The following is a 24084-nucleotide window of genomic DNA, read 5'->3' as shown; positions in this document are numbered from 1 at the left end:
AAAGAAAGCTTGCTCAACTGATTACATCAATTATTAATTAATCTTTTGACCCTAATAGCTAATTCGTTAGGGTTAAAGGGTTTGGGAACAAAATCTGAGGCCCCCAGATTAAAGGCTTCCAATACTGTATTTTCTTCCTCTCCCAAGGAACTCAACACGATAATTGGACAATCTGGCTTGTGTTTTTGTGCGTAGTTGATGATATCAATGCCGTTTTTGAAAGGCATCATCACATCGGTAATAATTAGGTCAGGAGAACATTTATGTATGGCTTCTATCCCCGCATCCCCGTCCTCAGCCACTGTGATATTGTACCCGTCTTTCTTTAGTCGGAACCTTACCATAGTTGAAATCAGCGCATCGTCTTCAATCAGTAAAATGTTCTTCATATTGGCGTTTTCTGGGAGTAAATATATGCAATTCTCGAATAAATAAAATACAATTAAAAAAAAATGAGACATTTTTTAAACTTTAAAATAGTACCTCAATCCACTGATTTATATAGGCCTTATTTTGCCGTTCCTCAAAATCCTCGGCAGTTGGCACAAAATCTCTCCCAGATTCCTGAATACTTTTAGTAGTTTACGGAATATAAACAACAACTAACCAATCAACATGAGTAACATTTACAAACTGCGCCTTATCCTAGGCTTGTTGGTTTTGGTAGGGTTTCTCCAGGTTTCACCGGTCAAGGCACAAAGCGATGCCAGCGGTGAGAAAAGGGTTACAGGTACCTTTGCCATTACCAACGCGACGGTTTTCACCTCACCTGGGCAATCCCAGCAAAACACCACCATAATTATCAAAAATGGCCTCATAGATGCCATCGGACCCAATGTGTCCATACCCTCAAATGCACACCGCATTGCTGGGGATTCCCTGTATGTTTATCCGGGATTTATTGACGGCGGCTCCAGCGCTGGAGTTTCCCGACCAAAAGACGTGGAAAAACCTTCCAATTTCAACGCCTCCTCCCCCCCTGATGAAGTTGCCGGAATCACCCCCTACAGAAATGTGCTGGATTATTTTGATGCCAACAGCAACCAAATCAACGATTGGAGAAAAGCTGGTTTTACCATGGGCCAATTGATTCCTGAAGGAGGAATGCTCCCGGGAAAAACTGCAATCGTGGTGTATGGCCACAAATCATCAAGCAATATCTATAAAGAAAATGCAGCCCTGGTAGCTACTTTTAAAGGCTCCAGAGGCATGTACCCAGCTACAATCCTTGGGGTGATGGCTAAGTTCAGAGATCTTTATAAAAATTCGGAATACACCAGCCAACATGCTAACCTTTTTGCCAGCAACCCTGGCATCAGAAGACCAGAGAAAAATAAGACTTTGGAAGCTTTCTACGGCTCCCACGATGGCTCCACACCGATTGTTTTTGCAGTGGAAGATGACTTGACCACCAGAAGAGCCATCCGACTGCAGGAAGAGTTGGGCTTTAAATTGATCCTAAACGGCGTATCAGGCGCCTACCCAATAATTCCGCAGATCAAAGACAGCCAAGCCGCAGTCCTTTTGACTTTGGATTTGCCGGAAGATAAGTCCTCCAAAATGGAAGATAGCGAAAGCGACGATGAGCGAAAAGCAAGGATTGAAAGAATTAAGGAAGCCTACCAGGCAAGATTGGCCGAAGCCGCCAAGTTTCACGAAGCAGGAATTCCGTTTGGGTTCACCTCTCAAGGTGCCAAAGTTGGGGATGTCAGAAAAAACATCAGGCTCATGATTGAAAATGGCCTTTCTGAGGAAGCTGCACTTGCGGCGCTGACCATCAATGCTGCTAAAATCCTTGGCATTGACAATTATGCCGGTACCCTTGAAAAAGGAAAACTGGCTAATATGGTCATTGCTACCGACAGTATTTTCAAAGAAGATAGCCAAATTAAACATGTCTTTGCCGATGGGCACATGTTCGATTACGAAACTACCGAAAAGAAGAAATCCAATGGTAATGGCGAACCGGCAGACCTTGAAGGAAGATGGGAATATAGCGCCCAATCTCCGCAGGGTGATTCCCAGGGTCTTTTGGTATTCAGAAAAGACGGTGAGGACTACAGAGGAGAAATCACCTTGGACAATCCTGCCGGTAGCGGACAGATCACCTCGGAGTTGAAAAACATCTCAGTGGATGGCAGCAGCCTTCGCTTTGAATTTAACATTGACGCAGGGGGTAACAATATTACATTTAATGTTTCTGGGGACATTTCAGGAAATGAATTTGACGGAAACCTTGTGGTAGCTGATTTTGGAAGCTTCCCCATGAGAGCCACCAAACAACCTGAGACAAAATAATTGATACTGATGAAAAAGATTATATATGCAATAGCTGCCCTCATGTGCTGGAATACTGTGAATGCGCAGACAGACAAAGGGTCGGTTTTAATCAAAAACGCCACGGTACTCACAGTAACCAACGGTACCTTGGAAGATACAGACATTTTGGTAGAAAACGGCGTGATCCGAAGAATTGGTCAGGGCCTTTCTGCCGGAAACAACGTGACCACAGTGGATGCCTCCGGCAAATATGTGATGCCCGGAATAATTGATGCCCACTCTCATATTGCCTTGGACGTGGTCAATGAGGCCACCAGTCCGATTACTTCAGAGGTTTGGATGGGTGATGTGGTGGATCCCTATGATGTGGGAATCTACAGAGCCTTGGCCGGAGGAACGACCATTTCACACGCCATGCACGGATCGGCCAATGCCATTGGCGGCCAAAATGTGACCTTAAAGCACAGATTTGGCACGCATGATCCTGAGGATCTTTTCATGAAAGAGGCTCCTAGAACTATTAAGTTTGCTTTAGGTGAAAACCCAACCCGGGTTCACGGACGTGGCAACAACATTCAGCCTAGAACCAGAATGGGCGTGGAAGCGGTGATCAGAAATGGGTTCAACGAAGCACTACAGTATAAAAAAAGATGGGCAGATTACGAGCAAGCCAGCAAGCAGCGTAACAGCAAAGCCATCGCTCCAAAGTATGATTCAAGACTACAGACCTTAGTTGATATATTAGATGGAGATATTATAATCCACTGCCACTCCTACCGTGCAGATGAAATTTACATGTTGATTCAGGTTTGTAAAGAATTTGGGATCAAAAACATAGTTTTCTCGCACGTAAACGAAGGCTTCAAAGTAGCGCCTGAATTAGCTGAATACACCATGGGAGCCTCTGTATTTGCCGACTGGTGGGCCTACAAGTTTGAGGTATATTACTCCACGGCTTTCAACGCTGCAATCTTGAATCAAAATGGTGTGCTGACTTCCATCAACTCTGACAGTGGGGAATTGATCCGTCACCTCTACCATGAAGCTGCCAAAACCCAAAGATATGGCGGACTAACCGATGACGAGGCCCTGGCCTTGATCACTATCAACCCTGCCAAGCAGCTTGGAATTGGGGACATGGTCGGCTCAATTGAAGAAGGCAAACAAGGGGATTTGGTTATATTTGACAACCACCCGCTTTCAGTTTATGCCATTCCACAAATGACCTTTGTGGACGGTGTCAAGTATTTTGATATAAATGAGGATAAAGATGACCAAAGGTTGAAGGTGAACCCTACCGAATTGGTAGAGCCAATCTTCCTGAAGGAACACGATCACAAATGCATGCATGATCTGGATTTCCTTTTCACAGAAGCTGAGCATTTGTTCAACTTTCACAACCATTAATAATCATCTGACTTTAAAATAATTATCTTCAACATGAGAAAAATTAATTTAATCATAGCAAGCTTCCTTTTCTGCCTCCTGCCATTTTTGGCAAGTGCCCAGATCGACGGGGAAGTGATCAAGCCAAGGTCAGGTAAATTTCTGCTGACCAACGCAACCATCGTCACTGTCACCAACGGTACCATGGAGAATGCCAGCCTCCTTATTGAAAACGGAAAAATCCAGGGAATCGGCACAGGCCTTTCAGCATCCGATGCCGAGGAAATCGACTGTACAGGACACTATATATATCCAGGCATGTTTGATTCAGGGACAAAGCTCGGAATGGTAGAAATAAACTCCGTACAAGAAACAGTTGACCATACCGAACTGGGCTCCGTAACGCCAAATATGCAGGCTTTGACTACCATCAACCCAAATGCTGTAGCCATACCAGTCACTAGAGTAAGTGGGGTCACCACCACCCTAGCAGTGCCAGGTGGCGGCATCTTTTCCGGTACAGCTGCACTCATCAACCTGAATGGCTATACGCCTGACCAAATGTATGCTGGTTTCAAGGGGATCGTGATGAACTATCCTTCTTCAGCTAGAAGAAGCACTTGGGACAGAAGAAGCGATGAGGATATTAAAAAAGATGCCGAAAAGGCTCTTAAAAATATCAATGAAGTATGGCAAAGAGCTACCATGTACAGCGAAATTAACGCTGCGGAAGGTGACTTGGAGTACTATCCTGAAATGGAGCACTTGGCTAAAGCTGTAACCGGCGAGCTTCCCCTATTGATTGAAGTAAATGCGGCCAACGATATTTTGGAGGCCTTGAAGTGGTTGGAAGATAAGGAAGATGTAAACGTAATATTAACGGGTGTGGCTGAAGGCTGGAGAGTTGCCGATAAAATTGCTGAGGCAGGTTATCCGGTAATCACAGGACCTATGCTTTCTATTCCTACAAGAGGTTCAGACAGATTTGACGTTTCCTACACCAACCCGGGCAAAATGCTCAAAGCTGGGGTAAAGGTCGCCATCAGGACCAATGATACTGAAAATGTGAGAAACCTTCCATTCAATGCCGGCTTTGCAGCAGCCTACGGAATGGGCAAAGAGGAGGCTTTGAAGGCTGTAACCATCGTCCCTGCTGAGATTTTTGGTGTCGAGGACAATTTGGGGTCAATTGAGGAAGGCAAATCCGCTACGCTTTTTGTTTCGGACGGTGATCCTTTTGAAACCAAAACCCAAATCAAGCATGTATTTATTGAGGGCTATAGAGTGCCGATGAGCAATCGACACATCCAGCTTTACCAAGAATTCTTGGAAAGAGATCCTGGTTTGGAAAAGCATTCAAAATAATAGTAAATTAAGCCCTTGGATGTGAGTCCAAGGGCTTTTTTAATGGATAGCCCACAATATTCTCTAATATATCAAAACAAGAATATGCATTTCAAATTGAATAAAATACAACTCATTCCAATTTTAACCTACTTCGCTTTAACTTTAACCTTTTCCTCCTGTGGTGAAAGCCAGCAGGAAAATCCGGAAGAAATTATTGCAGAAACAAGGAAAGAATATGCCCCTGATAAGCGGGTGGCCCTTTTTGACGTGTCTTATGAAGACGGGATATTAGTTGGTGAAACTAATTTGCCCCAAGCACTAGAGGATCTAAAACACAGATTGGATGAACGAGGGATAAATTACCTTGACCAAGTTGAAATCCTACCCAATATGGAAGGTGATAAAAACTTCGGCTTGGTGACCATTTCCGTTGCCAATATCCGAAGCGCCCCTAAGCATAGTGCGGAGTTGGCCACACAGGCTACTATGGGAACGCCTGTCAACGTTTTGAAAAAAGAAGATGGCTGGTACCTCATCCAGACCCCTGATCAGTACATTTCTTGGGTTGATGCTGCCGGAATTGAGATAATGACCCAAAAGGAAATGGAAAACTGGAACGAGGCTTCAAAAATTGTCTTCACCTCTCTGGTGGGTTATGTGTTTTCGGATGAATCCCGAGCAAGCATGGTCTCTGATTTGACAGCGGGGAATGTGTTGGAGCTGCTACAGGAAAGAGGAAATGCCTATGAAGTAAAGCTCCCTGATGGAAGAATAGGCTTCGTGGACAAGTCCATGTCTGAGCCACTACACACTTGGCTAGCAAGCCGTGAGACGAGCCATGAAAACCTAATTTCCACAGCCAAAAACATGATGGGGGTTCCTTACCTGTGGGGAGGCACTTCCATCAAAGGCGTGGATTGCAGTGGTTTTACCAAAACCATCTTTTTCCTCAACGGCCAGGTAATCCCACGCGATGCCAGCCAACAAATCCATGAAGGAGAAGAAGTAGACCGAGAAAAGGACTGGGAAAACCTTCAAGTGGGCGACCTGCTTTTCTTTGGCAAGCCTGCTACTGACACCACCCCCGAGCGTGTGATTCATGTGGGTATGTGGATCGGAAACAATGAATTTATTCACTCAAGAGGCCGAGTAAGAATCAGTTCCTTTGACCCAGAAAGTGAGCATTACGATGAATATGAATTAAACAGATATCTGAGAACAAAAAGAGTTTTGGGTAAAGAGAGCCAGAATATCCTCGCGGTAGAAAAATTCATACAATAAAATAAATCACTTTAACCCAACACACTTAACTTATTGATTAACATATATGAAAAAACTTTTAATCAATTGCCTCCTACTGTCAGTAACCGGTACCCTTCACGCCCAAGATTATGATGGATTTTACCAAAGCCAGGTAAATGACCAGAAAAAAGTGGAAGCAGAGTTCTTGAAAACTGTTGATTTTAATAGTTTCAAGCAACACCTCAAGACCTTGACCAAAGAGCCTCATGTGGCCGGTAGCCCCGCAAATGAAAGGGTTAAAGATTACATGATGGAAACCATGCAAAAAGCTGGATGGGACGTGGAAGTATATCCTTACGATGTCTATATGTCCAAGAATCCGGGTGAATCAGTGGTGGAATTGGTTTTGCCCATCCGGAAACCATTGAACCAGCAAGAGTATATTTTGGAGGAGGACCCCTTTTCGGCTGATCCAAATCTTCTCAAAGGTTGGAATGCCTATTCGGGTTCGGGAGATGTCACCGCCGAAGTAGTTTACGCAAATTACGGTACCAAAGCAGATTTTGAGCTGCTAAAAGAAATGGGAATTGATATCGAAGGCAAGATTGTATTGGCCCGGTATGGGGGCAATTTCCGTGGATACAAAGCCAAATTTGCCCAAGAATATGGTGCTGCCGGATTATTGATATTCACAGACCCAAAGGATAGCGGCTTCACCAGGGGGCTGGTTTACCCAGAGGGGCTATTTTATAACGAAAGCGCCATTCAAAGAGGATCACTTCTTACGGAAGACTTCACCGGGGACCCCTTGACACCATTTGATCCGGCATTGCCGCTGGATGGTGACACGGATGTCAAACGCTTGGATCCGGAAGAAACCAACCTGCACAAAATCCCTGTGACCCCAATACCTTATGGTTCGGCAAGGGAAATTCTAGAGCACATGAAAGGCAAGCCTGTACCTCCTTCCTGGCAGGGAGGACTACCATATACTTATAGACTGGAAGGCGGCGAAAACCTGAAAGTGAGAGTTAAAGTGGACCAACCCCGAGATTTTGTTCGTGTCCACAACGTAGTAGGGACTTTAAAAGGGTCAGAAAGACCTGACGAATGGATTATTCTGGGCTGCCACTATGATGCTTGGGGTCATGGAGCCACAGATCCAAACAGTGGAACTGCCATGCTTTTGAGTCTTTCAGAAACCCTGGGGCAAATGGAAAACAAGCCTAAAAGATCCATTTTAATCGGCCATTGGGATGCAGAGGAACATGGGGTAATTGGTTCTACGGAATGGGTGGAACAGATGAAAGAGGAATTGGAAGCCAAAGCGGTTGCTTATATCAATTTGGATGCGGCTGTCTCTGGTAGAAACTTTGGAGCAGCCTCTTCCCCTACCCTAAAAAAACTCATCATCGAGTCTTCGAAGGAAATCACTTTCCCTGATTCAGCCAAAACCGTATTCGAAATTTGGGCTGGTGACAAGGAGGAGCCTTCAATTGGTAATTTAGGTGGTGGATCGGATCACATTGCTTTCTATATGCATGTTGGGGTGCCTTCTCTAAATGGTGGCACCGGTGGCCCTACACTTTACCACACCAATTACGACACTTTTCATTTCTATGAAAAATTCGTGGACCCTACATTCAAAATGGGGGCAGCAGTTGAGCAATTGATAGGGTTGATTTCCTTGAGGCTGGCCAATGCTGAAGTAATCCCGTATGATGTGGCAAGGTACGGCAAGGATTTAAAGCTACATTTTGAGAATGCCGAAAACCAAGTGAAAGGGTATAAATCGGACTTTGCAGGTTTCACAAAAACCCAGATGGCACTTGAGAAACTGCTGGACCTGGGTCAAAAATATGAAGCTGCCTTGAAAAGTAAAATGGAAAGCGGCGACCTTTCCCCGGAAGTAAAAGATGATCTTAACACCAAACTTTTAGGCTTGGAAAAGAGCTTTATCGATCCAAAAGGCATGTATTTTGGCTCTTGGTATAGGTCACTTTATGCATCTACAGATCCATTCAGCGGTTATGCTTCCTGGATGCTGCCGGGCATAATGTATGAAATCGAACAAAAGGAAACTGAGCGGTTGGCAGAGTGGGATGAGCGGTACTCAGCTGCCATTTCTGATCTAAATGCCAAAATTGAAGAGCTAAATAATATTTTATAATGAAAATGGCCGGATAAGCTCCGGCCATTTTTTTACTCCTTACTTCCTTTGTATAATTCATATTTTAAAAGTCTACAGTCCAAGGTGCCGTTGTAGAACTCCATCCTTCTTTTGGCTTTCAAGCCAATTTTTTTGGCCAGGTCAAGGTTACCGGTAAAAATATAACCTGTATACCCTGCCCCTTTTTGCTTCATATAATCCCCTATTCTCTTATAGGTTTCCTCCAACTCAGTTTCTTCGCCCAGCCTTTCGCCATACTCAGGGTTTATGAAAATAATGCCCTTTTCAGTTTCGGGAAGCTCCACATCAGCAAAATCACCCTTTTCGAAAATGATATGGTCTTTCACCCCAGCTACCTTGGCATTTTCCAAGGCCCCATTGATGGCAATCTCACTTATATCATTGGCAATGATGGTAACAGCTATATTGTCATTTACTTTTGACTTAAGGTCAGCTTTCATTTGATCAAAAACTGCCTCATCATAACCTTTTATATACTGAAATGCATATTGGTCTCTATAAAGCCCTGGATATCTGTTTGTGGCCACCATGGCTGCCTCAATAGCAACCGTTCCCGAGCCACACATTGGATTTACCAGCACGCCTTCCCCATTCCAATCGGCAGCCATCAGCGTAGCCGAGACAAGCGCCTCCAGCATCGGTGCCTTGCCAGGTATCTTGCGGTAACCATGTTTAGCAATGGTATCACCTGACGTGTTAATATACAGTATGGCTTGCTTGTCTTTCCAATACATCTGAAAAACAGCTCCAAGATATTCTGAACCGGAGTCAGGCCTAGAACCGGTGTTTTCTCTAAACCTGTCGACAATGGCATCTTTTATCCGCACATTTACAAAAAGCGGATTATCGACACTTTCATTTTCAACATGGCTGGAAACTGAAAAATAAGTATCATTCGCTATGTAATTCTCCCAAGGAAGGGCCTTCACCCTTCTATAAATATCATCTGCATGTTGCAGATAAAAAGACTTGATTTCAAACAGTACATGGCTGGCGGTTCTCAAATGAAGGTTCAAATAGATACACTCATTCAATGATGCATAAAGCTCTATGCTAGTCCTGTTCACTTTTTTGGGCTTGAAGCCAAGTTCTACAAGTTCTTTTTCCAGATAAGGAGCAAACCTGTCTTTGCAGGTAATGACTACTTTTCCCTTTTGTCCAAAATCATTCATAACCACAAAAGTAGACAAAATTGATGAAGGGAATGCCTTAGCATTTAGCAAACAATTTTAAAGCGACAGGATTTTATTAGAAACCTAACCTATAAAATCATGAAATTTGACAGAAATACCGCCAAACAAATCTGCAACGATTCTGAGCTGGATCTATTTGATGACAGCCTTGGGAGGAAACTGGAAGCCCACAGCGCTGCGGAACTGAACCAAAAAATCAAAAGGGCGCGAGAGTTTAGGAACAAATATCAGGATCTTTTCCGTAGGCAGTCTTTGGAAATGCTCGACAGCACTGGAAACAAGCAGGGCAACTCCCTTTCAGCAAACAGCCGGACAGAGCAGAAAATAGACCTGATGAGCGAAATTCTGGAGCGCTTTGAGAAGCAATTACAGACCATACAAGAAAATTGAGTTTTTCTATTCTATCTTTGTGAACCCAAAACGGCAAAGAAGCTGTTAATTGTGAAACCTCATGGGCCTTGAACCCATGAAAAATTTCAAGAATGAATACAAAGAAAAGAGTAGTCATAGGCCTCTCGGGAGGTGTCGACAGCAGTGTTGCGGCAAGTTTATTGTTAGATCAAGGGTATGAGGTCATCGGAATGTTCATGAAAAACTGGCATGACGAAACCGTGACCATTTCCAATGAATGCCCATGGATGGAAGATAGCACTGATGCCATGTTGGTCGCTGAAAAGCTTGGGATCCCCTTCCAGGCCATCGATTTATCGGAAGAGTACAAGGAAAGGATCGTGGATTACATGTTTGCCGAATATGAAGCAGGCCGTACGCCCAATCCCGACATCCTATGCAACCGAGAAATCAAGTTTGATATTTTCCTCAAGGCAGCACAAAAGCTGAAAGCTGACTTTGTGGCCACGGGCCATTATTGCCAGAAAGATACCATAGAAATGGACGGCAAAGAAATTCACCGCCTCATTGCCGGGGCAGACAATAACAAGGACCAAAGTTATTTTCTTTGCCAACTAGATCAGGCCCAATTAGCCAAAGCCCTATTTCCAATCGGGCATCTTCAAAAATCGGAAGTAAGGGCCATAGCCAAGGAAAAAGATTTAATCACTGCGGATAAGAAAGACAGCCAAGGTCTTTGCTTTATAGGAAAGGTGAAATTACCAGATTTCCTCCAGCAGCAACTCAAACCCAAAAAGGGTGAGATCAAGGTGGTTTCGGATGAACTTCCCATTTATCAAAACCAAAACATTCCAGAGGGCCTTCCTGAAACTTGGTCGGAGGAAACACTAGACGCAATTTGCCTTCCGATTCATTATAGTCCTGATCAAGGAAAGAAGATTGGCGAGCACAATGGTGCACATTACTTCACCGTGGGTCAAAGAAAAGGGTTAAATGTGGGCGGGACCGGCAAGCCGCTCTTTGTTATCCACACGGATACCAAGAACAATATCATATACACCGGATTAGGTGAAGACCACCCCGGCCTGATGAGAAAAGGTCTTTTTGTCAAAACTGAGGATATCCACTGGGTGAGGGAAGACCTGAAGCTAGAAGTTGGTCAATCGGCCAAATACCTTTCCAGGATACGCTATCGGCAGCCTCTTTCAGGTGCCACGCTGATCATGAGGGAAAAAGGTCTTTACGTGGTTTTTGACCAGCTTCAAAAGGGAATTGCCTCAGGACAATTTGTCGCCTGGTATATAGATGAGGAGACAATTGGCTCAGGAACAATATTTTAAAGTAAAAAACCATGCTCGAGATCCTTTTTCAGGACGAACACTATATCATCATAAATAAACCCGCTGGCATGCTTGTGCATCGAACCAAGCTGGCCAAACATGACGTAGCCGAATTTGCGATGCAGCTGCTGCGCGATCAGTTGGGCCAGTGGGTTTATCCCCTTCACAGGATCGACAGGCCTACTTCTGGGGTTCTCATTTTTGCAAAATCTTCGGAAGCAGCAAGTGCTTTTGAAACACAATTTTCAGAAAAGAAAATCAAAAAGTACTATCTGGCCCTGGTGAGAGGTTTTTTCACTGAAGAAAAAGTTTATTTAGATTACCCTTTGAAGAAAGAAGAGAGCCAGGAAATGCAGGAGGCCCAAACTACGTTTTGGAAAATGGCCCATTTTGAAGTGCCCCTTCCCTCCTCCCCAAAACATCCTACAAGCCGATATTCCCTTGTCAAAGCCTTTCCCCATACCGGGCGAACCCATCAGATCAGAAGGCACTTGGGACACCTTAGAAACTATATAGTTGGGGACACTTCCCATGGAGACAATAAGCAGAACAAGTTTTTCAGAAGCCAATTCGATCTCCATAAGCTCATGCTCCATGCCTGGCAGGTTGAATTTTTCCATCCTTTTACAGAGGAACTCATAAAGGCGGAAGCTCCCTTGCCAGAATATTTTGCCGATATTTTGGAAAAATTAAGAAATCCCGAGCTGCTTGAATTGCCTTGTGATTGATAGAAAACCTGCCCAATCGACATTTTTACTTATATTTAGGGTTATTACTAAAAACTGTAAAATGAAGAAAAGATACCTTTTTACCTTAAGCTTTTTACTTTCCTGCTCCATAGCCATGGCCCAGGAGCACAAAGAGAAAATCGAAAAATCCGTTGAGAGAAAGGAGGCAATCTCCCATTTCAGATACCTTGCTTCTGACGAGATGAAAGGCCGGGACCCTATGCGTCCAGAAATTGATCTGGCAGCCCGTTATATTGCCGAGCAGTTTTGGCGCTATGGGGCTCAGGAAGTTGAAGGAGCAGACGGCTTTTACCAGTTTGTGCCTTTCCGCGTTTCTGGCCCTCCCAGCAAAGGTGAGCTGAAAATTGGAGACCAAACCTACGAACAGGGTACCGATATTTTGGTTCTTGACGGCTCCGACCTTAGCGGTTCCTATTCATTGGTTGCCGCTGGACACGGCTTGGAAGATGATTACAGCAACTTGGATGTAGATGGAAAAATCGTAGTCGTAAAAGTTGGTGCACCAGACCAAATGAGCCCTTCAGAATTGATGGCGTTGGGCAGAAAAAAGAAAGCTTTGGCCAAAGAACACGGAGCGGCTGGATTGATCGAAATGTTCAATGCACCCACTGCCCCTTGGGGAATGCTGACCAATTACCTGAACCGAACCCAAATGACCGTGGATGAATCGCAGGATGAAGCATCATTGCCTTACATTTGGTTAAAAGATTTAAGTGGAGAACACTATGCATCGGTAAATCAAGGAAATAAGTCAGAAGCCGAAATCACTATTGAAGGAAAAATTAACCGCAAAATCCAAGGCAGAAACGTGGTGGCTGTCATCGAGGGTACCGACCCTGAGCTGAAGAATGAGTACATCATGCTTTCCGCCCACTACGACCATATCGGCGTGGGCCAGCCCAATGCCGAAGGTGACTCTATCTATAATGGTGCTCGGGACAATGCTGTGGGCACAGTGGCAGTGATCAATGCTGCTAAATATTTTGCAGAGAACCCTCCGAAAAGGTCCGTATTGCTTTGTGCCTGGACAGCTGAGGAAAAAGGCTTGTTGGGTAGTGCCTATTTTGCGGACAACCCACTGGTTCCGTTGGATAACATTGTTTTTAACATGAACATTGACAATGGCGGTTATAACGATACCAGTTTAATCACGGTCATTGGATTGGGAAGAACTACCGCCGACCCTTTGATTGAGGATGCAGTGAGAGCATTTGACCTTAAACCTACTCCCGACCCTTCTCCGGAGCAAGGCCTATACGACAGGTCTGATAATGTTAATTTTGCCAGAAAAGGGATCCCATCGCCTACTTACAGCTTAGGCTTCACGGCATTTGATGATGAAATTGGAAAATATTACCACCAACAAGCCGATAGAGTGGATAATTTTGACCTGGATTATGCCATGCTTTATTGGAAAAGTTACTTGCTTTCCGCTCAAAAAGTGGCTGATATGGACGAAAGACCATTTTGGTTGCCTGGCGACAAATATGAAGAAGCCGGAAGAGAATTATATGGCATGGAAGCGGTAAATGAAGGAAATTAAGCATAACCTCCATCCCGAAAACATCCATAGGTTTGGGTACGATTTCGAAATGCTGATAAAGGCCGATCCAAGATTAAAGGCATTTGTGAAACCCAATCCATACGGAAACCTTTCCATTGAATTTGCAGACCCAAAGGCAGTCCTGGCCCTCAACCGGTCCCTGCTTTTGGCACACTATCAAATAAAGGGATGGCGTTTACCCCCTGATCACCTCTGCCCTCCTATCCCAGGGAGGGCAGATTATTTGCATTATGTCAGTGATTTGTTTCCGGATAAAGCAAACTTAAAAGGTTTGGATATCGGAACAGGGGCAAGCGGAATTTATGCTTTATTGGGAGCTAGTCTCTTTAATTGGGATTTTATTGCTTCCGACATTGACAAAAAGTCCCTACAAAACGTGGCCAGAATTCTTTCCCACAATCCTCAATTGCAGGACAAAATAGAATTAAGGCACCAAGAAAATTCCAGGTTTATTTTTAGGAATGTGCTCGAAATGGATGAAAGGATGGATTTTACCATTTGCAATCCCCCATTTCATACATCTGCAAAAGAAGCCGCCCAAGGAACTCAGCGGAAAAACAGAAACCTTAAGCTAAATACCAAAACCTTAAACTTTGGCGGCAAAAACAATGAGCTCTGGTATCCCGGGGGAGAATTGAAATTCGTTTCATTGATGATCCGTGAAAGTGAGGGTTTTCAAAAAAACTGCACGTGGTTTACTTCCCTGATATCCAAAAAGGAAAATCTGCCTCATCTATTAAAAGTGATTGAGGAAATGGGAGCATCTCCTAAAATTGTAGACATGTCCCAGGGGCAAAAGAAAAGTAGAATGCTTGCCTGGAGTTATGGTAAAATGTAAAGGGATGACTTATGTCATCCCTTTTTCTATTAATTCGTAATGCTCAACCTGCCCGAACTCACACTTCCTGAGATAGTATGGTTTGAATTGTTATTCAGGTTTAATCTTTTACCCTTTTTCACATTCCCCACCGTTAGACTACCGCTGCCAGCCGTGAAATCAAAATTGTAGTCATTCAAATTGCTGCTTGTAGTGATATCTACCCTGCCAGAACTGGATTTCAAATAGGTATTTGGTCCAAGGCCAACGTTGCTGCCGGAAATCTTTCCTGAAGACACAATTAGCTTTCCTGCTTCATTGACATCAGTCAGATCGATGGATCCGCTGCTGGTGGACACATTCACCACACCGTTTATCTCTTTAAGGGTGATTCTGCCACTCGAGCCCTTGAAATCCACATTTCCATCAACACCTTCAAGTTCCACCCGGCCGGAAGAAACAGATCCTTCTACGTCCCCTCCTATCATTTTGCCCTTTATTTGACCCGAAGAGGAGGTCAGTTTTAATTTATCCACCATGATATCACTCAATTCCATTCTGCCTGAACTTACCCTCACTTCTGCGGTATTGTGTTGGATTCCACTTAGAAACACGCGGCCGGAACTGGATCTGATATTGACCTTCATCCGCTCTGGGCCGGATAGGCTGATAAAGCCTTTGGTATTCGTATTTCCTCTAGTTTCCTTTCGCTCCAATTCCACCTTAAGTTTCCTTCCTGAAACCGTGTAAATAATATCGTGACTATTCTCCCAGTTTGATTCCAAAAAGGCATTCAAAAACACATTTTTGTCATTGGCCCTTCCCTCTTAAGATACCTCAAGCAATCCCCCTATCACCTCAATTTCTTCTATATCATGAAAAGTCTTCTCAATATCCACAATGGTGTTCATCTGCGAAAACCCGCACGATGGAAAAAGAAACAGGGTAAATATGCCGTATAGGCAAACTTTAAACAGTCGGTTCATTGGTAAAGGGGTTTTCAGGGTTATTCATATGGGACATCATGGAAAGGGTTTCATGGGCCACTTTCACATTGTATTCGTAAGCCAAGCTTTTATAATTGACCAAATCGACGATGGTACCGATAAAACAAAGACCTGCAGTCAGCAAATAAAGAATACCAAGCCCAATTTGCCCGAGGACAAATCGGTGTAGACCGGCAAAGCCCACAAAACCCACCAGCGACAGAATCAATACCATCTGGGCGTCTTTTCGGCGGGCACGGTACACTTGCGCAAACATGTGCGCCTGCTCTTCATTCATGTTTTTCAGGATCCCTTGGATATATCCAAGCTCCATACCTTCCAGCTCGGGTAGGTGTCTCAATACATTAGCCATAGTAATGATAATTTTTGAAGTTTTTAATCAGTTTTACGATCCTAAGCAAAATCACCACGAAGGCGAATCCGGCTAAAGGATGCTTGACGAATGAGGCAAGCCACTCTCCGTGCATCAACAGATTCATTGCTCTGCCCAAGCCACATCCGGGACACCAACTGGCTCCCAGCTGATCAAGCGGACACAATGAAAAATGAGCTGCTCCTGCTGGCTCTAAGTACCAGATCACTACCAAGGCGATGATCCAAAATACCAGTTCAAGCGGGAACTTCTGAAGGATATGTTGAAAGTTTTGCATCATTCTGTACAGAAAAGTACGAAAAGAATGCCATTAGAAAAAATAGCCCAACAGGATAAATAAAGGCATTTTTGGTAAATCTTACTGCACGGTTAGAATACATTGAAATGTCCGATTTTGAACATATTATTTCACTGTAGGCAAATTAATCTGTACGGTATGACCAAAAGTTTCCACAGCCTGCTTTTGCAATTCAAAAGTCAATTTTTGATGGCTGCTGGTAGAAAATGGACGGGTAAAACCGATATTCAAAAGTGCAAGTGTTAAATTATCCGGAATTGGCCCTTTTGGAATATTTAATGTATCGGCAACCTCCTCTCCTACGAAAAAACGCACCAGGTACTTGGACAGCGGCGCAAATGGTTGCTTGCCCTTTTCATAATACGAAAGCAAATTATCCATTAATAACTGTCCCTCAGGTGAAAATTTGAGATGTCGTTTTCGAACTGCCTTTTCCAAAATACCCGCTTCATGCAAGGTCTCTGGCCACAACTCAACATCCAAACCAAGATAATATCCAATGGCCTTCCAGTAATGAAGAAGGGATTCCGACATATCCCTGCTGAGAGGCTTTCCCATTTTCCTGAAGCCCCTAAAAACCATGAGGCTAAAAGCTAAATTTGTACCCAACATATCTTCTTGATTGACTGGCTTCCCCCACTCAGGATTCCAACCCCGGTCATGTTTTTGAATATAATACCTGGAAATCGCGTGAATAAGTCGCACCTTGGCTAAGGTTAACAGGGAGGATCGATTCTTCAGGAAACTTCCAGGCTTGAAAGCGTCCAAAACAAACCAAGCGGTTTCCATCAATCGCTCACCGGGATTGTTCAGAATGCGTTTGGATCGGGCCAACACCTTGGTCCCATCGGCAAACGCATAACAATAAGGCAAACTATATAACCCCAACAGCGCCATATACTTATTGCCTTCCTTTGCAAAAAAGGTTTGAGAGGTCTGAAGCTTAAAAGGGTCTAGCGTAAGATTATCATGTTGGTAAAAATCAAGAAATGCTTTCAGATTTGCAGGAAAATCCACGGGCAATTGAGCGGGAATTTCTTTCCATTCGTTAATAGTTTCTGAAAGTCCGGGGGTTTCAAGTAATGACAAAACTGCTTGGTCGGCCAAAGGATCCTGACGCTGCCGGAGTTCATCAAGGGCCCCTGGGGCATATAATTTAAATTTCTCCACTTAAATTTAACCCCTATTTACTAATTTAGGTTTTCATAAATTAATTGATAATTGATGTATAGATTATTTGCACTCACGCTGGGACTTGTCCTGGCCGCCAATTCAAATTTAATTGCCCAAGGCTCCACAGATATTATTGCAGTAGAAACCACCTATTTGCCTGTGCTGGGAACCTTCAAAATTGACGCTGGGTCTGCCAAGAAAATCACGGACAGAAAAGGGTATGACAACCAGCCCGGCTTCATCAATGATAAACAAATGGTATTTTCAAGCCAGGATGATACAGGTTTCCATGATATCATTCTTTACAATTTTGAAACAGAGAAATTCACCAATATTACCCGCACAGATAGCAAAAGCGAGTTCTCGCCTTCCCTTACAGATTGTGGCCAATATATTTCAGCGGTTACGGTAGAAGAAGACAGCACGCAGAGACTATGGCTCTACCCCATCAACATGGGTGAACCCGAGGTGCTTTACGATGACATTGCCCCGGTGGGGTACTATGACTGGTACGACAATAAAGCAGCCATGTTTATCGTAGGACAACCGCACAAATTGATATATCCCTATAGTCGCGATGAGGTAATCACCATAGCTGAAAATATTGGCCGCTCCATCCGGAAAAGACCCAAAACAGATCAAATTACCTATATCAATAAGGCAAATAGCGTGGTTGTGGATGGTAAGCCTGTCTTAGAGATCATGGCCTATGATCTCGAAAAAAGAAGGAAGGAAGTTATTGGTCTCACGCATACCAGTTCAGAGGATTTCATCTGGGTGGATAAAAATCAAATTCTGATGGCTGAAAACAACAGACTTTATATTAAAAACATCAGAAAAAACAGCGATTGGAAGGAATTGGGTACTGTTGAAGTGCCGGGTTACGCAAACATTTCCCGAATGGCCATCAGCCCCAAAAGCAACAAACTCTTGTTGGTGATGGATAGGCAAGAGAGATAGAAAAACGTATATTTGCAGCTTTATTTATAAAAGCACGAAGAGACACTATGAATAATTTTATTGAAGAATTGAAGTGGAGAGGCATGTTGCAGGACATGACCCCTGAAATCGAAGAGCACCTGGCCAAAGGAATGGCCACGGCTTACCTTGGATTTGACCCCACAGCCGATTCTTTGCATATTGGGCACCTGGTAGGTGTCATGGTTTTGCTTCATTTCCAACGGGCCGGCCACAAGCCCTTAGCCCTTGTGGGTGGAGCCACAGGTATGATTGGGGATCCTTCCTTTAAATCTGCCGAAAGAAACCTGTTGGACGCGGAGACTTTGGAAAGAAACATTGATGGCTTGAAAAAGCAGCTTTCCAAATTTTTGGACTTCAACGCCCAAAGTGAAAACAATGCCGAATTAGTCAACAATTACGACTGGATGTCCAAATTCTCCTTTTTGGAATTCATCAGAGACATCGGCAAGCACATCACGGTCAATTACATGATGTCCAAGGACAGTGTGAAAAGACGACTGGAGGAAGGAAATGGCCTTTCCTTCACTGAATTTTCCTATCAACTTATCCAAGGCTATGATTTTCTCCATTTATACAAGGAGAAAAACTGCACCGTCCAGCTTGGGGGTTCCGACCAATGGGGAAATATCCTAACAGGAACCGAACTCATCAGAAGAGTGGAAGGAGGAAGTGCACATGCCATGACGGTACCTTTGATCACCAAGGCTGACGGTTCAAAATTCGGCAAGACCGAAGGTGGCAGTGTATGGCTTGACCCGGAGAAAACCTCCCCTTACGCATTCTACCAGTTTTGGCTAAATGTATCCGATGAGGATGCCTCAAAATACATCCGAATTTTCACTACGCTGGATCAAGAGACTATAGAAAGGCTTGAAAAAGAGCATCAAGAAGCTCCACATTTAAGAATTCTTCAAAAAGAAATTGCAAAAGCGGTGACGATCATGGTTCACAGCGAGCAGGATTATGAAATGGCCCTGAAGGCTTCCAGCATTCTTTTTGGAAAATCTTCAACAGAGGACTTGGCCTCGCTTGATGAAAGAACCTTCTTACAAGTGTTTGACGGGGTTCCTCAGCAGCAATTGTCAAAAGACGACTACCAACAATCACAAAACGTGCTTGACCTCCTAGGCGACAAAGTTCAAGGATTGGTATTTTCCTCCAAGGGTGAAGCCCGCAAGATGATCCAAGGCGGTGGAGTAAGCATCAACAAGCAGAAACTCGCAGATCCTAATCAGGGATTAGCGTTTACACTTTTGCAGGACAAGTATATGCTGGTTCAGAAAGGAAAGAAGAATTATTACATTATTGAGATTGTCTAAATAATTTAAGGGGAAATGCTTTCAATTTCCCCTTAATTCCAACAAATAATTAAATTAGATTCAAAAAATCTAAACTATATTTAAGTCGCTAATTTTATCATTTATGGGTGTTTACGAAAGACAACAGAAGGAAAAGGACATACTCAGTGCAGCTATCAAACTTTTTACGGCCAAAGGCTACCATGCCACCAAGATGGACGATGTAGCCAAGCAGGCCAAAATGAGTAAGGGCTTGATTTACTTTTATTACAAAAATAAGGAGGACCTTTATATGGCGGTGACTAAAAAGGCCTATGAGGAGCTAACGGATGTCTTTTCCAAAATTTTGGCAAAAGGTAAAGCCAAAAAAGGCATTGAGATCATTGATGAATTGGTAGAAACCTATTTTGTCTTCATAAGAGAAAACACCATGTACCATGATGCGGTCGTAAATTTCATGAGCATCATGAATCTTTATAACCACACGGCCACCAAAGATAAAATTGATCCGTTGATCATGGAAAGCCCCAATTTTCTGAAACTTTTGGATCTGCAACATGAGCCGGCCAAAATAGGGATTCAGATGATCTCCCAAGGCGTAAGGGATGGCAGCTTGAGGCCGGACCTGCAGCCGGAAATAACATTTTATACCATTTGGTCCATGCTTATTGGATTTGAAAAACTCAATGGACCTGCTGATATGGAAAGGAATGATATAAAAATCACCAGCGAAACCTGGAAGCATGGCTTCCTAAGGTTGCTACATGTTATGCTACGTGGTTCTCTAGCCGCTCCGAAAACTGCAGCAGTCCAAGGAAGTTTATTTTAACCTTAAATTGGTAAAAAATTAAATAAACAAGGAGCGATTAACATTTCAGGCATTTTTATTGTTATTTACTTATCTCGATATTTAAATTTTGTGTAACTAAATAGCAAGAATATGACTCTATTGTATGGGGCACTTATAATTCTCGGTGTAGCCTTGGTACTTTTTCTGATATTCAAAAAAGTATTCACCAAAAAAAGAATGTCTGGTGAGGAAGTCCTCAAAAAGGAGGTCCATCACTTTGATCATAAAACCGGAGATGAAAAAATAGAAGGTAAGGACGAAAGCAAGCCTCACCGTGAAGAGGCTGATCACAACAAGAAAATAAAATAACTAAAGGCGATCTTACCGATCGCCTTTCTCTTTTTTTTAACCTTTAATTCTTGAACCTACCCCTATTTTTAGGTTTTTCCTCTTCATCCTGTGAAACCTCTTGGTCTCGGTCCTCAGCATTTTTGATTATCTTCCCACTTTTCCAGTCCACTTCCATCAGTTCTACCCTCACTGCTTCTTTGAGAGGTTTGATATTTCCTCCGATCTTTTCGGCAATGTAAAATGTAATCTGTGCCCCGAATAGGAAGATAACCACCGAATAGTAAATCCATATGAGCACAAAAACCAATGAACCGGCGGTCCCATACGCACTGCCCACATCGGAATTGGCCATATAGAAACCAAGCAAGTATTTCCCTAAGGCAAACAGCAACATGGTAACAAATGCGCCTAGCCATACATCACGCCACCTCACTCGTGCGTCGGGAAGAATTTTATACATAAGTCCAAAAATCACCACAAGTATGCCTTGGGCAAACAGGAAATTGACAGCCGAAGCCAGCCAGAGTGTGCCCTCATTGATCAAGCCCGCCAAATACCTGAAGAAAATCACAATCAGCGCATCAATAACCAGCGAAACAATAAGAACAAATCCAATCGAGGCCACCATGGAAAAACTCAGGGCCCGATTGATCAGAAATTTAAGGATGCCCCTCTCAGGTTTGGGGCGGATATGCCAAATGTGGTTGATACTATTCTGAAGACTCACAAAAACAGTGGTGGCACTAAATATCAAAACAGCAATCCCGACTACTCTGGCCCAAATGCTCGTTTCATCCACTGCTGCGTTTTGCATGATGTTATCAAAGGTCTCCGCACTGTCGCTACCCAGCGTGTCACTCACCTGGTTGAGCATTTCCTCTCGGACTTCCCCTTCACTGTAAAATGCAGCGGCGATGGTAAGCACGATGATCAAAAGTCCCGGCATACTAAAAATCGTGTAGAAGGCCGTGCTGGCTGCAAAGGTCATGGAGTCATTTTTGGTAAAATCCTTGACGCTCTCCTTAATAATTTCTACTGCGGTTAAGTTCTTAAGCTTTTTGATTCCTTTCTTGATCATAAAAAAATAGGTCTACCTTATTATCATATAAAGTAGACCTATCTCAAAATGTTTACAAAAACTCCTATCTGATGCCTTTTTCAGGGTATTTTCCGGTTACAGTTCTTCCAAAAGCCATCATTTCCTGGATCTGCTCGTCAATCATTCCATTTGGCTGAATCAATGGGCCAATTCCAGCCTCTTTTTTCTTGTAATCCAAAAAGCCCACGACCACCGGTACCTCTGCCCCAAGAGCTATATGGTAAAAGCCGGTTTTCCACCTTGGCGCATAACTTCTGGTACCCTCCGGGGTCACCATGATCACCAATTCATCCCGCTCCTTGAGCATGTTGATCATCGCTTCGGTGTAGGTCTGCTTCCGTTTGCCGGTAACCTTTTTCCTGTCTATGGCAATCCCGCCCAAGGCTTTGATTAACCAGCCCAGGGGTCCTACCATGATTTCTTTCTTGATGGTGAACCTTACCGGCACATCCATAAGATAAAAGGCTGCCCTGGCATACAACAGGTCCCAGTTGGACGTATGGGGAATGGCAATCAATACGGCTTTCTTCAGCCCTTCAGGCCAGCCTCCGACCACCTTCCAACCGGTGATCCAGAAAACAAACTTTGCTAATAATTTCATCATAATCTTACTGTGCGGATACTAGATTTAATAGAGAGGGCGTATTTTCAATATATTCCAAGCCCCCTTCATATCCGGCCGTAAAAATATCCTTTGCACGCTTAATATCAAAAGCACCGAACCTGGCCATTTCGGTAGGTTCTATAAAATAATCACATTTTTCCTTCCTGCTATAGGAATTGAAGTTCATGGACATGATGACCGTTCGCTCAATCAGGGTTTTGATGTTCTTGATATTAGGCTGTTCAGGAAGGTGGTTACAGTTCACGCCGATAATCACATCACACACACCATCAAGAGGTTCCACCGGCAGGTTATTCAATACCCCCCCATCCACGTAGTATTCCCCATCAATCAAGATGGGATCAAACATCCCCGGAATGCAGGAGCTGGCCATGATCGCTCTAATTATTTCCCCTTCAGAAAAATAAACGGCTTTTCCCCTGCAAATATCCGTAGCAGCAATGGTCAAAGGTATTTTGAGTTTGGAAAAATCATTGTGCTCCAGGTATTGGGAAAACAACTTTTCCAATATTTCCATTTTTAGAATACCCACCAAACTTACTGCAGGCCTCAAAAATTTGAAATATTTGGTTTGCACGATGATGTCAAAAATGGCGTCGGGCGTATATCCCTCACAGTACATGCTGCCCACTATGGCACCGGCACTGGTTCCCGAAACCCGGTTGGGGAATATCCCCTTCTCATTCAGCGCCTTGAGCACACCCAGGTGGGACACGCCACGTGCGCCACCACCTGAAAGCGCTATTCCTATTTTCTTCCTAGATTTCACTAAGCTTAAGCGTTTTGTCAAGTCTTACTCCTTTCTCTGTCATTTTCACGGTGCAACACTCGTTTTCGGAATCATGTTCCAAGAAAATCACATACTGCTCAGCAGCAGCCTCTTCCAAAAATTGCTGCTTTTCATCCAAAGTCAACAAAGGTCTGGTATCATACCCCATCACATACGGCAAAGGGATGTGTCCCACAGAGGGTAGGAGATCAGCGGCAAATACAACCGTGTGGCCTTTATAGGAAAGCTTGGGGATCATCTGCTTATCGGTATGTCCGTCGGCAAAGAAATATTCAAACCCATCAAACAACTTTTTCTCTTCCATATCGGTAAAATGCAGTTGCCCACTTTCCTGCATGGGAAGGATGTTTTCTTTCAGAAAACTGGCCTTCTCCCTGGCATTCGGCACAGTAGCCCATTGCCAATGGTCCTCATTGCTCCAGTATTTGGCATTTTTGAAAACCATCTCGGGCATATCCGCATTGCCGTTTTTGTACTGCACCCCTCCCCCACAATGATCGAAATGCAGGTGGGTCAAAAAGTTGTCTGTGATATCATCAGCAGAAAAACCAGCATTCTTTAAAGAACCGTGAAGGCTGGCATCACCGTGAAGGTAATAATGGCTAAAGAACTTGGCGTCCTGCTTGTTCCCAATACCGTTGTCAATCAAAACCAGCCTATCGCCATCTTCTACCAATAGACATCGCATGGCCCAGGTGCAGAGGTTTTTATCGTCTGCAGGGTTGGATCTTTCCCACAAAACCTTGGGCACCACTCCAAACATTGCCCCGCCATCCAGCTTGAAAAAACCGGTGTCAATCACATGTAGATTCATAGTATTTGCATAAAAAAACCTCTGT

Annotated in this window: 25 protein-coding genes; 14 read left to right on the top strand and 11 right to left on the bottom strand. The window is 43.8% G+C overall.

Annotation, left to right across the window (positions count from 1 at the left end; all coding sequences use genetic code 11):
- Positions 1-26: 26 nt before the first annotated feature.
- Complete coding sequence (locus KIH41_RS02870; RefSeq protein ID WP_213945473.1) at positions 27-389, bottom strand: response regulator transcription factor; 363 nt, start codon at positions 387-389, stop codon at positions 27-29.
- A gap of 226 nt (positions 390-615) precedes the next feature.
- On the opposite strand from KIH41_RS02870, the gene KIH41_RS02865 reads away from it, so the two are divergent.
- From KIH41_RS02865 to KIH41_RS02845, 5 genes are all read left to right on the top strand, one after another.
- Positions 616-2298 (top strand): amidohydrolase family protein, encoded by a 1683-nt coding sequence (locus KIH41_RS02865; protein WP_214161450.1) that lies wholly within the window; start codon positions 616-618, stop codon positions 2296-2298.
- A gap of 9 nt (positions 2299-2307) precedes the next feature.
- Positions 2308-3687: an amidohydrolase family protein gene (locus tag KIH41_RS02860; protein WP_214161449.1), complete on the top strand. Its 1380-nt coding sequence runs from the start codon at positions 2308-2310 to the stop codon at positions 3685-3687.
- A gap of 33 nt (positions 3688-3720) precedes the next feature.
- Positions 3721-5031: an amidohydrolase family protein gene (locus tag KIH41_RS02855; protein WP_214161448.1), complete on the top strand. Its 1311-nt coding sequence runs from the start codon at positions 3721-3723 to the stop codon at positions 5029-5031.
- An 84-nt stretch (positions 5032-5115) separates the two neighbouring features.
- A complete protein-coding gene (locus KIH41_RS02850) occupies positions 5116-6294 on the top strand; it encodes a C40 family peptidase (RefSeq protein ID WP_214161447.1) in 1179 nt (392 codons plus the stop codon).
- Between the two features lie 46 nt (positions 6295-6340).
- Entirely contained in the window at positions 6341-8425 is a 2085-nt protein-coding gene (locus KIH41_RS02845; protein WP_214161446.1) for a M28 family peptidase, read from the top strand.
- A 32-nt stretch (positions 8426-8457) separates the two neighbouring features.
- Here KIH41_RS02845 and KIH41_RS02840 read toward each other — a convergent pair whose 3' ends face one another.
- Positions 8458-9618: a THUMP domain-containing class I SAM-dependent RNA methyltransferase gene (locus KIH41_RS02840; RefSeq protein WP_213945479.1), complete on the bottom strand. Its 1161-nt coding sequence runs from the start codon at positions 9616-9618 to the stop codon at positions 8458-8460.
- A 99-nt stretch (positions 9619-9717) separates the two neighbouring features.
- Here KIH41_RS02840 and KIH41_RS02835 point away from each other — a divergent pair, with 99 nt between their 5' ends.
- From KIH41_RS02835 to rlmF, 5 genes are all read left to right on the top strand, one after another.
- Positions 9718-10029 (top strand): hypothetical protein, encoded by a 312-nt coding sequence (locus tag KIH41_RS02835; RefSeq protein ID WP_213945480.1) that lies wholly within the window; start codon positions 9718-9720, stop codon positions 10027-10029.
- 92 nt (positions 10030-10121) lie between these two features.
- On the top strand, positions 10122-11330 hold the full coding sequence (gene mnmA, locus KIH41_RS02830) for a tRNA 2-thiouridine(34) synthase MnmA (RefSeq protein ID WP_214161445.1): 1209 nt from the start codon (positions 10122-10124) through the stop codon (positions 11328-11330).
- Between the two features lie 11 nt (positions 11331-11341).
- A complete protein-coding gene (locus KIH41_RS02825) occupies positions 11342-12058 on the top strand; it encodes a pseudouridine synthase (RefSeq protein ID WP_214161444.1) in 717 nt (238 codons plus the stop codon).
- Between the two features lie 61 nt (positions 12059-12119).
- The gene (locus tag KIH41_RS02820) at positions 12120-13622 is read left to right on the top strand and encodes a M28 family peptidase (RefSeq protein ID WP_214161443.1); all 1503 of its coding nucleotides are present in this window, start codon (positions 12120-12122) and stop codon (positions 13620-13622) included.
- A complete protein-coding gene (gene rlmF / locus KIH41_RS02815; RefSeq protein WP_214161442.1) occupies positions 13609-14481 on the top strand; it encodes a 23S rRNA (adenine(1618)-N(6))-methyltransferase RlmF in 873 nt (290 codons plus the stop codon). Before KIH41_RS02820 ends, rlmF begins: the two co-directional genes overlap by 14 nt.
- Positions 14482-14510: 29 nt before the next feature.
- Here rlmF and KIH41_RS02810 read toward each other — a convergent pair whose 3' ends face one another.
- The 5 genes from KIH41_RS02810 to KIH41_RS18115 all read right to left on the bottom strand — a co-directional run bounded on the left by KIH41_RS02810 (position 14511) and on the right by KIH41_RS18115 (position 17308).
- Positions 14511-15257, bottom strand: coding sequence for a DUF4097 family beta strand repeat-containing protein (locus KIH41_RS02810; RefSeq protein ID WP_214161441.1), 747 nt, complete (start codon positions 15255-15257; stop codon positions 14511-14513).
- 30 nt (positions 15258-15287) lie between these two features.
- Positions 15288-15446: a hypothetical protein gene (locus KIH41_RS02805; RefSeq protein ID WP_214161440.1), complete on the bottom strand. Its 159-nt coding sequence runs from the start codon at positions 15444-15446 to the stop codon at positions 15288-15290.
- The gene (locus tag KIH41_RS02800) at positions 15430-15819 is read right to left on the bottom strand and encodes a TM2 domain-containing protein (RefSeq protein WP_214161439.1); all 390 of its coding nucleotides are present in this window, start codon (positions 15817-15819) and stop codon (positions 15430-15432) included. Before KIH41_RS02800 ends, KIH41_RS02805 begins: the two co-directional genes overlap by 17 nt.
- A complete protein-coding gene (locus KIH41_RS02795) occupies positions 15812-16120 on the bottom strand; it encodes a DUF2752 domain-containing protein (protein ID WP_246538917.1) in 309 nt (102 codons plus the stop codon). Before KIH41_RS02795 ends, KIH41_RS02800 begins: the two co-directional genes overlap by 8 nt.
- Before the next feature lie 123 nt (positions 16121-16243).
- On the bottom strand, positions 16244-17308 hold the full coding sequence (locus KIH41_RS18115) for an oxygenase MpaB family protein (RefSeq protein WP_214161438.1): 1065 nt from the start codon (positions 17306-17308) through the stop codon (positions 16244-16246).
- A gap of 54 nt (positions 17309-17362) precedes the next feature.
- On the opposite strand from KIH41_RS18115, the gene KIH41_RS02785 reads away from it, so the two are divergent.
- The 4 genes from KIH41_RS02785 to KIH41_RS02770 all read left to right on the top strand — a co-directional run bounded on the left by KIH41_RS02785 (position 17363) and on the right by KIH41_RS02770 (position 20749).
- The gene (locus KIH41_RS02785; RefSeq protein WP_214161437.1) at positions 17363-18271 is read left to right on the top strand and encodes a TolB family protein; all 909 of its coding nucleotides are present in this window, start codon (positions 17363-17365) and stop codon (positions 18269-18271) included.
- Positions 18272-18318: 47 nt separating this feature from the next.
- Positions 18319-19611: a tyrosine--tRNA ligase gene (gene tyrS, locus KIH41_RS02780; protein ID WP_214161436.1), complete on the top strand. Its 1293-nt coding sequence runs from the start codon at positions 18319-18321 to the stop codon at positions 19609-19611.
- A gap of 103 nt (positions 19612-19714) precedes the next feature.
- Complete coding sequence (locus tag KIH41_RS02775) at positions 19715-20419, top strand: TetR/AcrR family transcriptional regulator (protein ID WP_214161435.1); 705 nt, start codon at positions 19715-19717, stop codon at positions 20417-20419.
- Positions 20420-20530: 111 nt separating this feature from the next.
- Positions 20531-20749, top strand: a complete 219-nt coding sequence (locus KIH41_RS02770; protein ID WP_213945492.1) for a hypothetical protein — start codon at positions 20531-20533, stop codon at positions 20747-20749.
- A gap of 43 nt (positions 20750-20792) precedes the next feature.
- Here the strand turns inward: KIH41_RS02770 and KIH41_RS02765 are convergent, their stop codons facing one another.
- The 4 genes from KIH41_RS02765 to KIH41_RS02750 all read right to left on the bottom strand — a co-directional run bounded on the left by KIH41_RS02765 (position 20793) and on the right by KIH41_RS02750 (position 24059).
- Entirely contained in the window at positions 20793-21809 is a 1017-nt protein-coding gene (locus tag KIH41_RS02765) for a YihY/virulence factor BrkB family protein (protein WP_214161434.1), read from the bottom strand.
- 64 nt (positions 21810-21873) lie between these two features.
- Positions 21874-22434: a 1-acyl-sn-glycerol-3-phosphate acyltransferase gene (locus KIH41_RS02760; RefSeq protein ID WP_213945494.1), complete on the bottom strand. Its 561-nt coding sequence runs from the start codon at positions 22432-22434 to the stop codon at positions 21874-21876.
- 4 nt (positions 22435-22438) lie between these two features.
- Positions 22439-23224: a patatin-like phospholipase family protein gene (locus tag KIH41_RS02755; protein WP_213945495.1), complete on the bottom strand. Its 786-nt coding sequence runs from the start codon at positions 23222-23224 to the stop codon at positions 22439-22441.
- Positions 23214-24059 (bottom strand): MBL fold metallo-hydrolase, encoded by an 846-nt coding sequence (locus KIH41_RS02750; protein ID WP_213945496.1) that lies wholly within the window; start codon positions 24057-24059, stop codon positions 23214-23216. Before KIH41_RS02750 ends, KIH41_RS02755 begins: the two co-directional genes overlap by 11 nt.
- Positions 24060-24084 lie beyond the last annotated feature (25 nt).

The sequence above is a fragment of the Litoribacter ruber genome (assembly GCF_018500185.1).
GTDB lineage: Bacteria > Bacteroidota > Bacteroidia > Cytophagales > Cyclobacteriaceae > Litoribacter > Litoribacter ruber.
This window is presented reverse-complemented; position numbering and strand designations above follow the sequence as displayed.

Excerpts from the sequence above, each read along its gene's own strand:
- KIH41_RS02860 (WP_214161449.1), top strand. The coding sequence starts at position 2,308 with ATGAAAAAGATTATATATGCAATAGCTGCCCTCATGTGCTGGAATACT.
- KIH41_RS02825 (WP_214161444.1), top strand. The coding sequence starts at position 11,342 with ATGCTCGAGATCCTTTTTCAGGACGAACACTATATCATCATAAATAAA.
- mnmA (WP_214161445.1), top strand. The coding sequence starts at position 10,122 with ATGAATACAAAGAAAAGAGTAGTCATAGGCCTCTCGGGAGGTGTCGAC.
- KIH41_RS02840 (WP_213945479.1), bottom strand. The coding sequence starts at position 9,618 with ATGAATGATTTTGGACAAAAGGGAAAAGTAGTCATTACCTGCAAAGAC.
- KIH41_RS02870 (WP_213945473.1), bottom strand. The coding sequence starts at position 389 with ATGAAGAACATTTTACTGATTGAAGACGATGCGCTGATTTCAACTATG.
- KIH41_RS02835 (WP_213945480.1), top strand. The coding sequence starts at position 9,718 with ATGAAATTTGACAGAAATACCGCCAAACAAATCTGCAACGATTCTGAG.
- KIH41_RS02775 (WP_214161435.1), top strand. The coding sequence starts at position 19,715 with ATGGGTGTTTACGAAAGACAACAGAAGGAAAAGGACATACTCAGTGCA.
- KIH41_RS02760 (WP_213945494.1), bottom strand. The coding sequence starts at position 22,434 with ATGATGAAATTATTAGCAAAGTTTGTTTTCTGGATCACCGGTTGGAAG.
- tyrS (WP_214161436.1), top strand. The coding sequence starts at position 18,319 with ATGAATAATTTTATTGAAGAATTGAAGTGGAGAGGCATGTTGCAGGAC.
- KIH41_RS02805 (WP_214161440.1), bottom strand. The coding sequence starts at position 15,446 with ATGAACCGACTGTTTAAAGTTTGCCTATACGGCATATTTACCCTGTTT.
- rlmF (WP_214161442.1), top strand. The coding sequence starts at position 13,609 with ATGAAGGAAATTAAGCATAACCTCCATCCCGAAAACATCCATAGGTTT.
- KIH41_RS02845 (WP_214161446.1), top strand. The coding sequence starts at position 6,341 with ATGAAAAAACTTTTAATCAATTGCCTCCTACTGTCAGTAACCGGTACC.
- KIH41_RS02850 (WP_214161447.1), top strand. The coding sequence starts at position 5,116 with ATGCATTTCAAATTGAATAAAATACAACTCATTCCAATTTTAACCTAC.
- KIH41_RS02785 (WP_214161437.1), top strand. The coding sequence starts at position 17,363 with ATGTATAGATTATTTGCACTCACGCTGGGACTTGTCCTGGCCGCCAAT.
- KIH41_RS02800 (WP_214161439.1), bottom strand. The coding sequence starts at position 15,819 with ATGGCTAATGTATTGAGACACCTACCCGAGCTGGAAGGTATGGAGCTT.
- KIH41_RS02820 (WP_214161443.1), top strand. The coding sequence starts at position 12,120 with ATGAAGAAAAGATACCTTTTTACCTTAAGCTTTTTACTTTCCTGCTCC.
- KIH41_RS02795 (WP_246538917.1), bottom strand. The coding sequence starts at position 16,120 with ATGATGCAAAACTTTCAACATATCCTTCAGAAGTTCCCGCTTGAACTG.
- KIH41_RS02770 (WP_213945492.1), top strand. The coding sequence starts at position 20,531 with ATGACTCTATTGTATGGGGCACTTATAATTCTCGGTGTAGCCTTGGTA.
- KIH41_RS02865 (WP_214161450.1), top strand. The coding sequence starts at position 616 with ATGAGTAACATTTACAAACTGCGCCTTATCCTAGGCTTGTTGGTTTTG.
- KIH41_RS02765 (WP_214161434.1), bottom strand. The coding sequence starts at position 21,809 with ATGATCAAGAAAGGAATCAAAAAGCTTAAGAACTTAACCGCAGTAGAA.
- KIH41_RS02750 (WP_213945496.1), bottom strand. The coding sequence starts at position 24,059 with ATGAATCTACATGTGATTGACACCGGTTTTTTCAAGCTGGATGGCGGG.
- KIH41_RS02855 (WP_214161448.1), top strand. The coding sequence starts at position 3,721 with ATGAGAAAAATTAATTTAATCATAGCAAGCTTCCTTTTCTGCCTCCTG.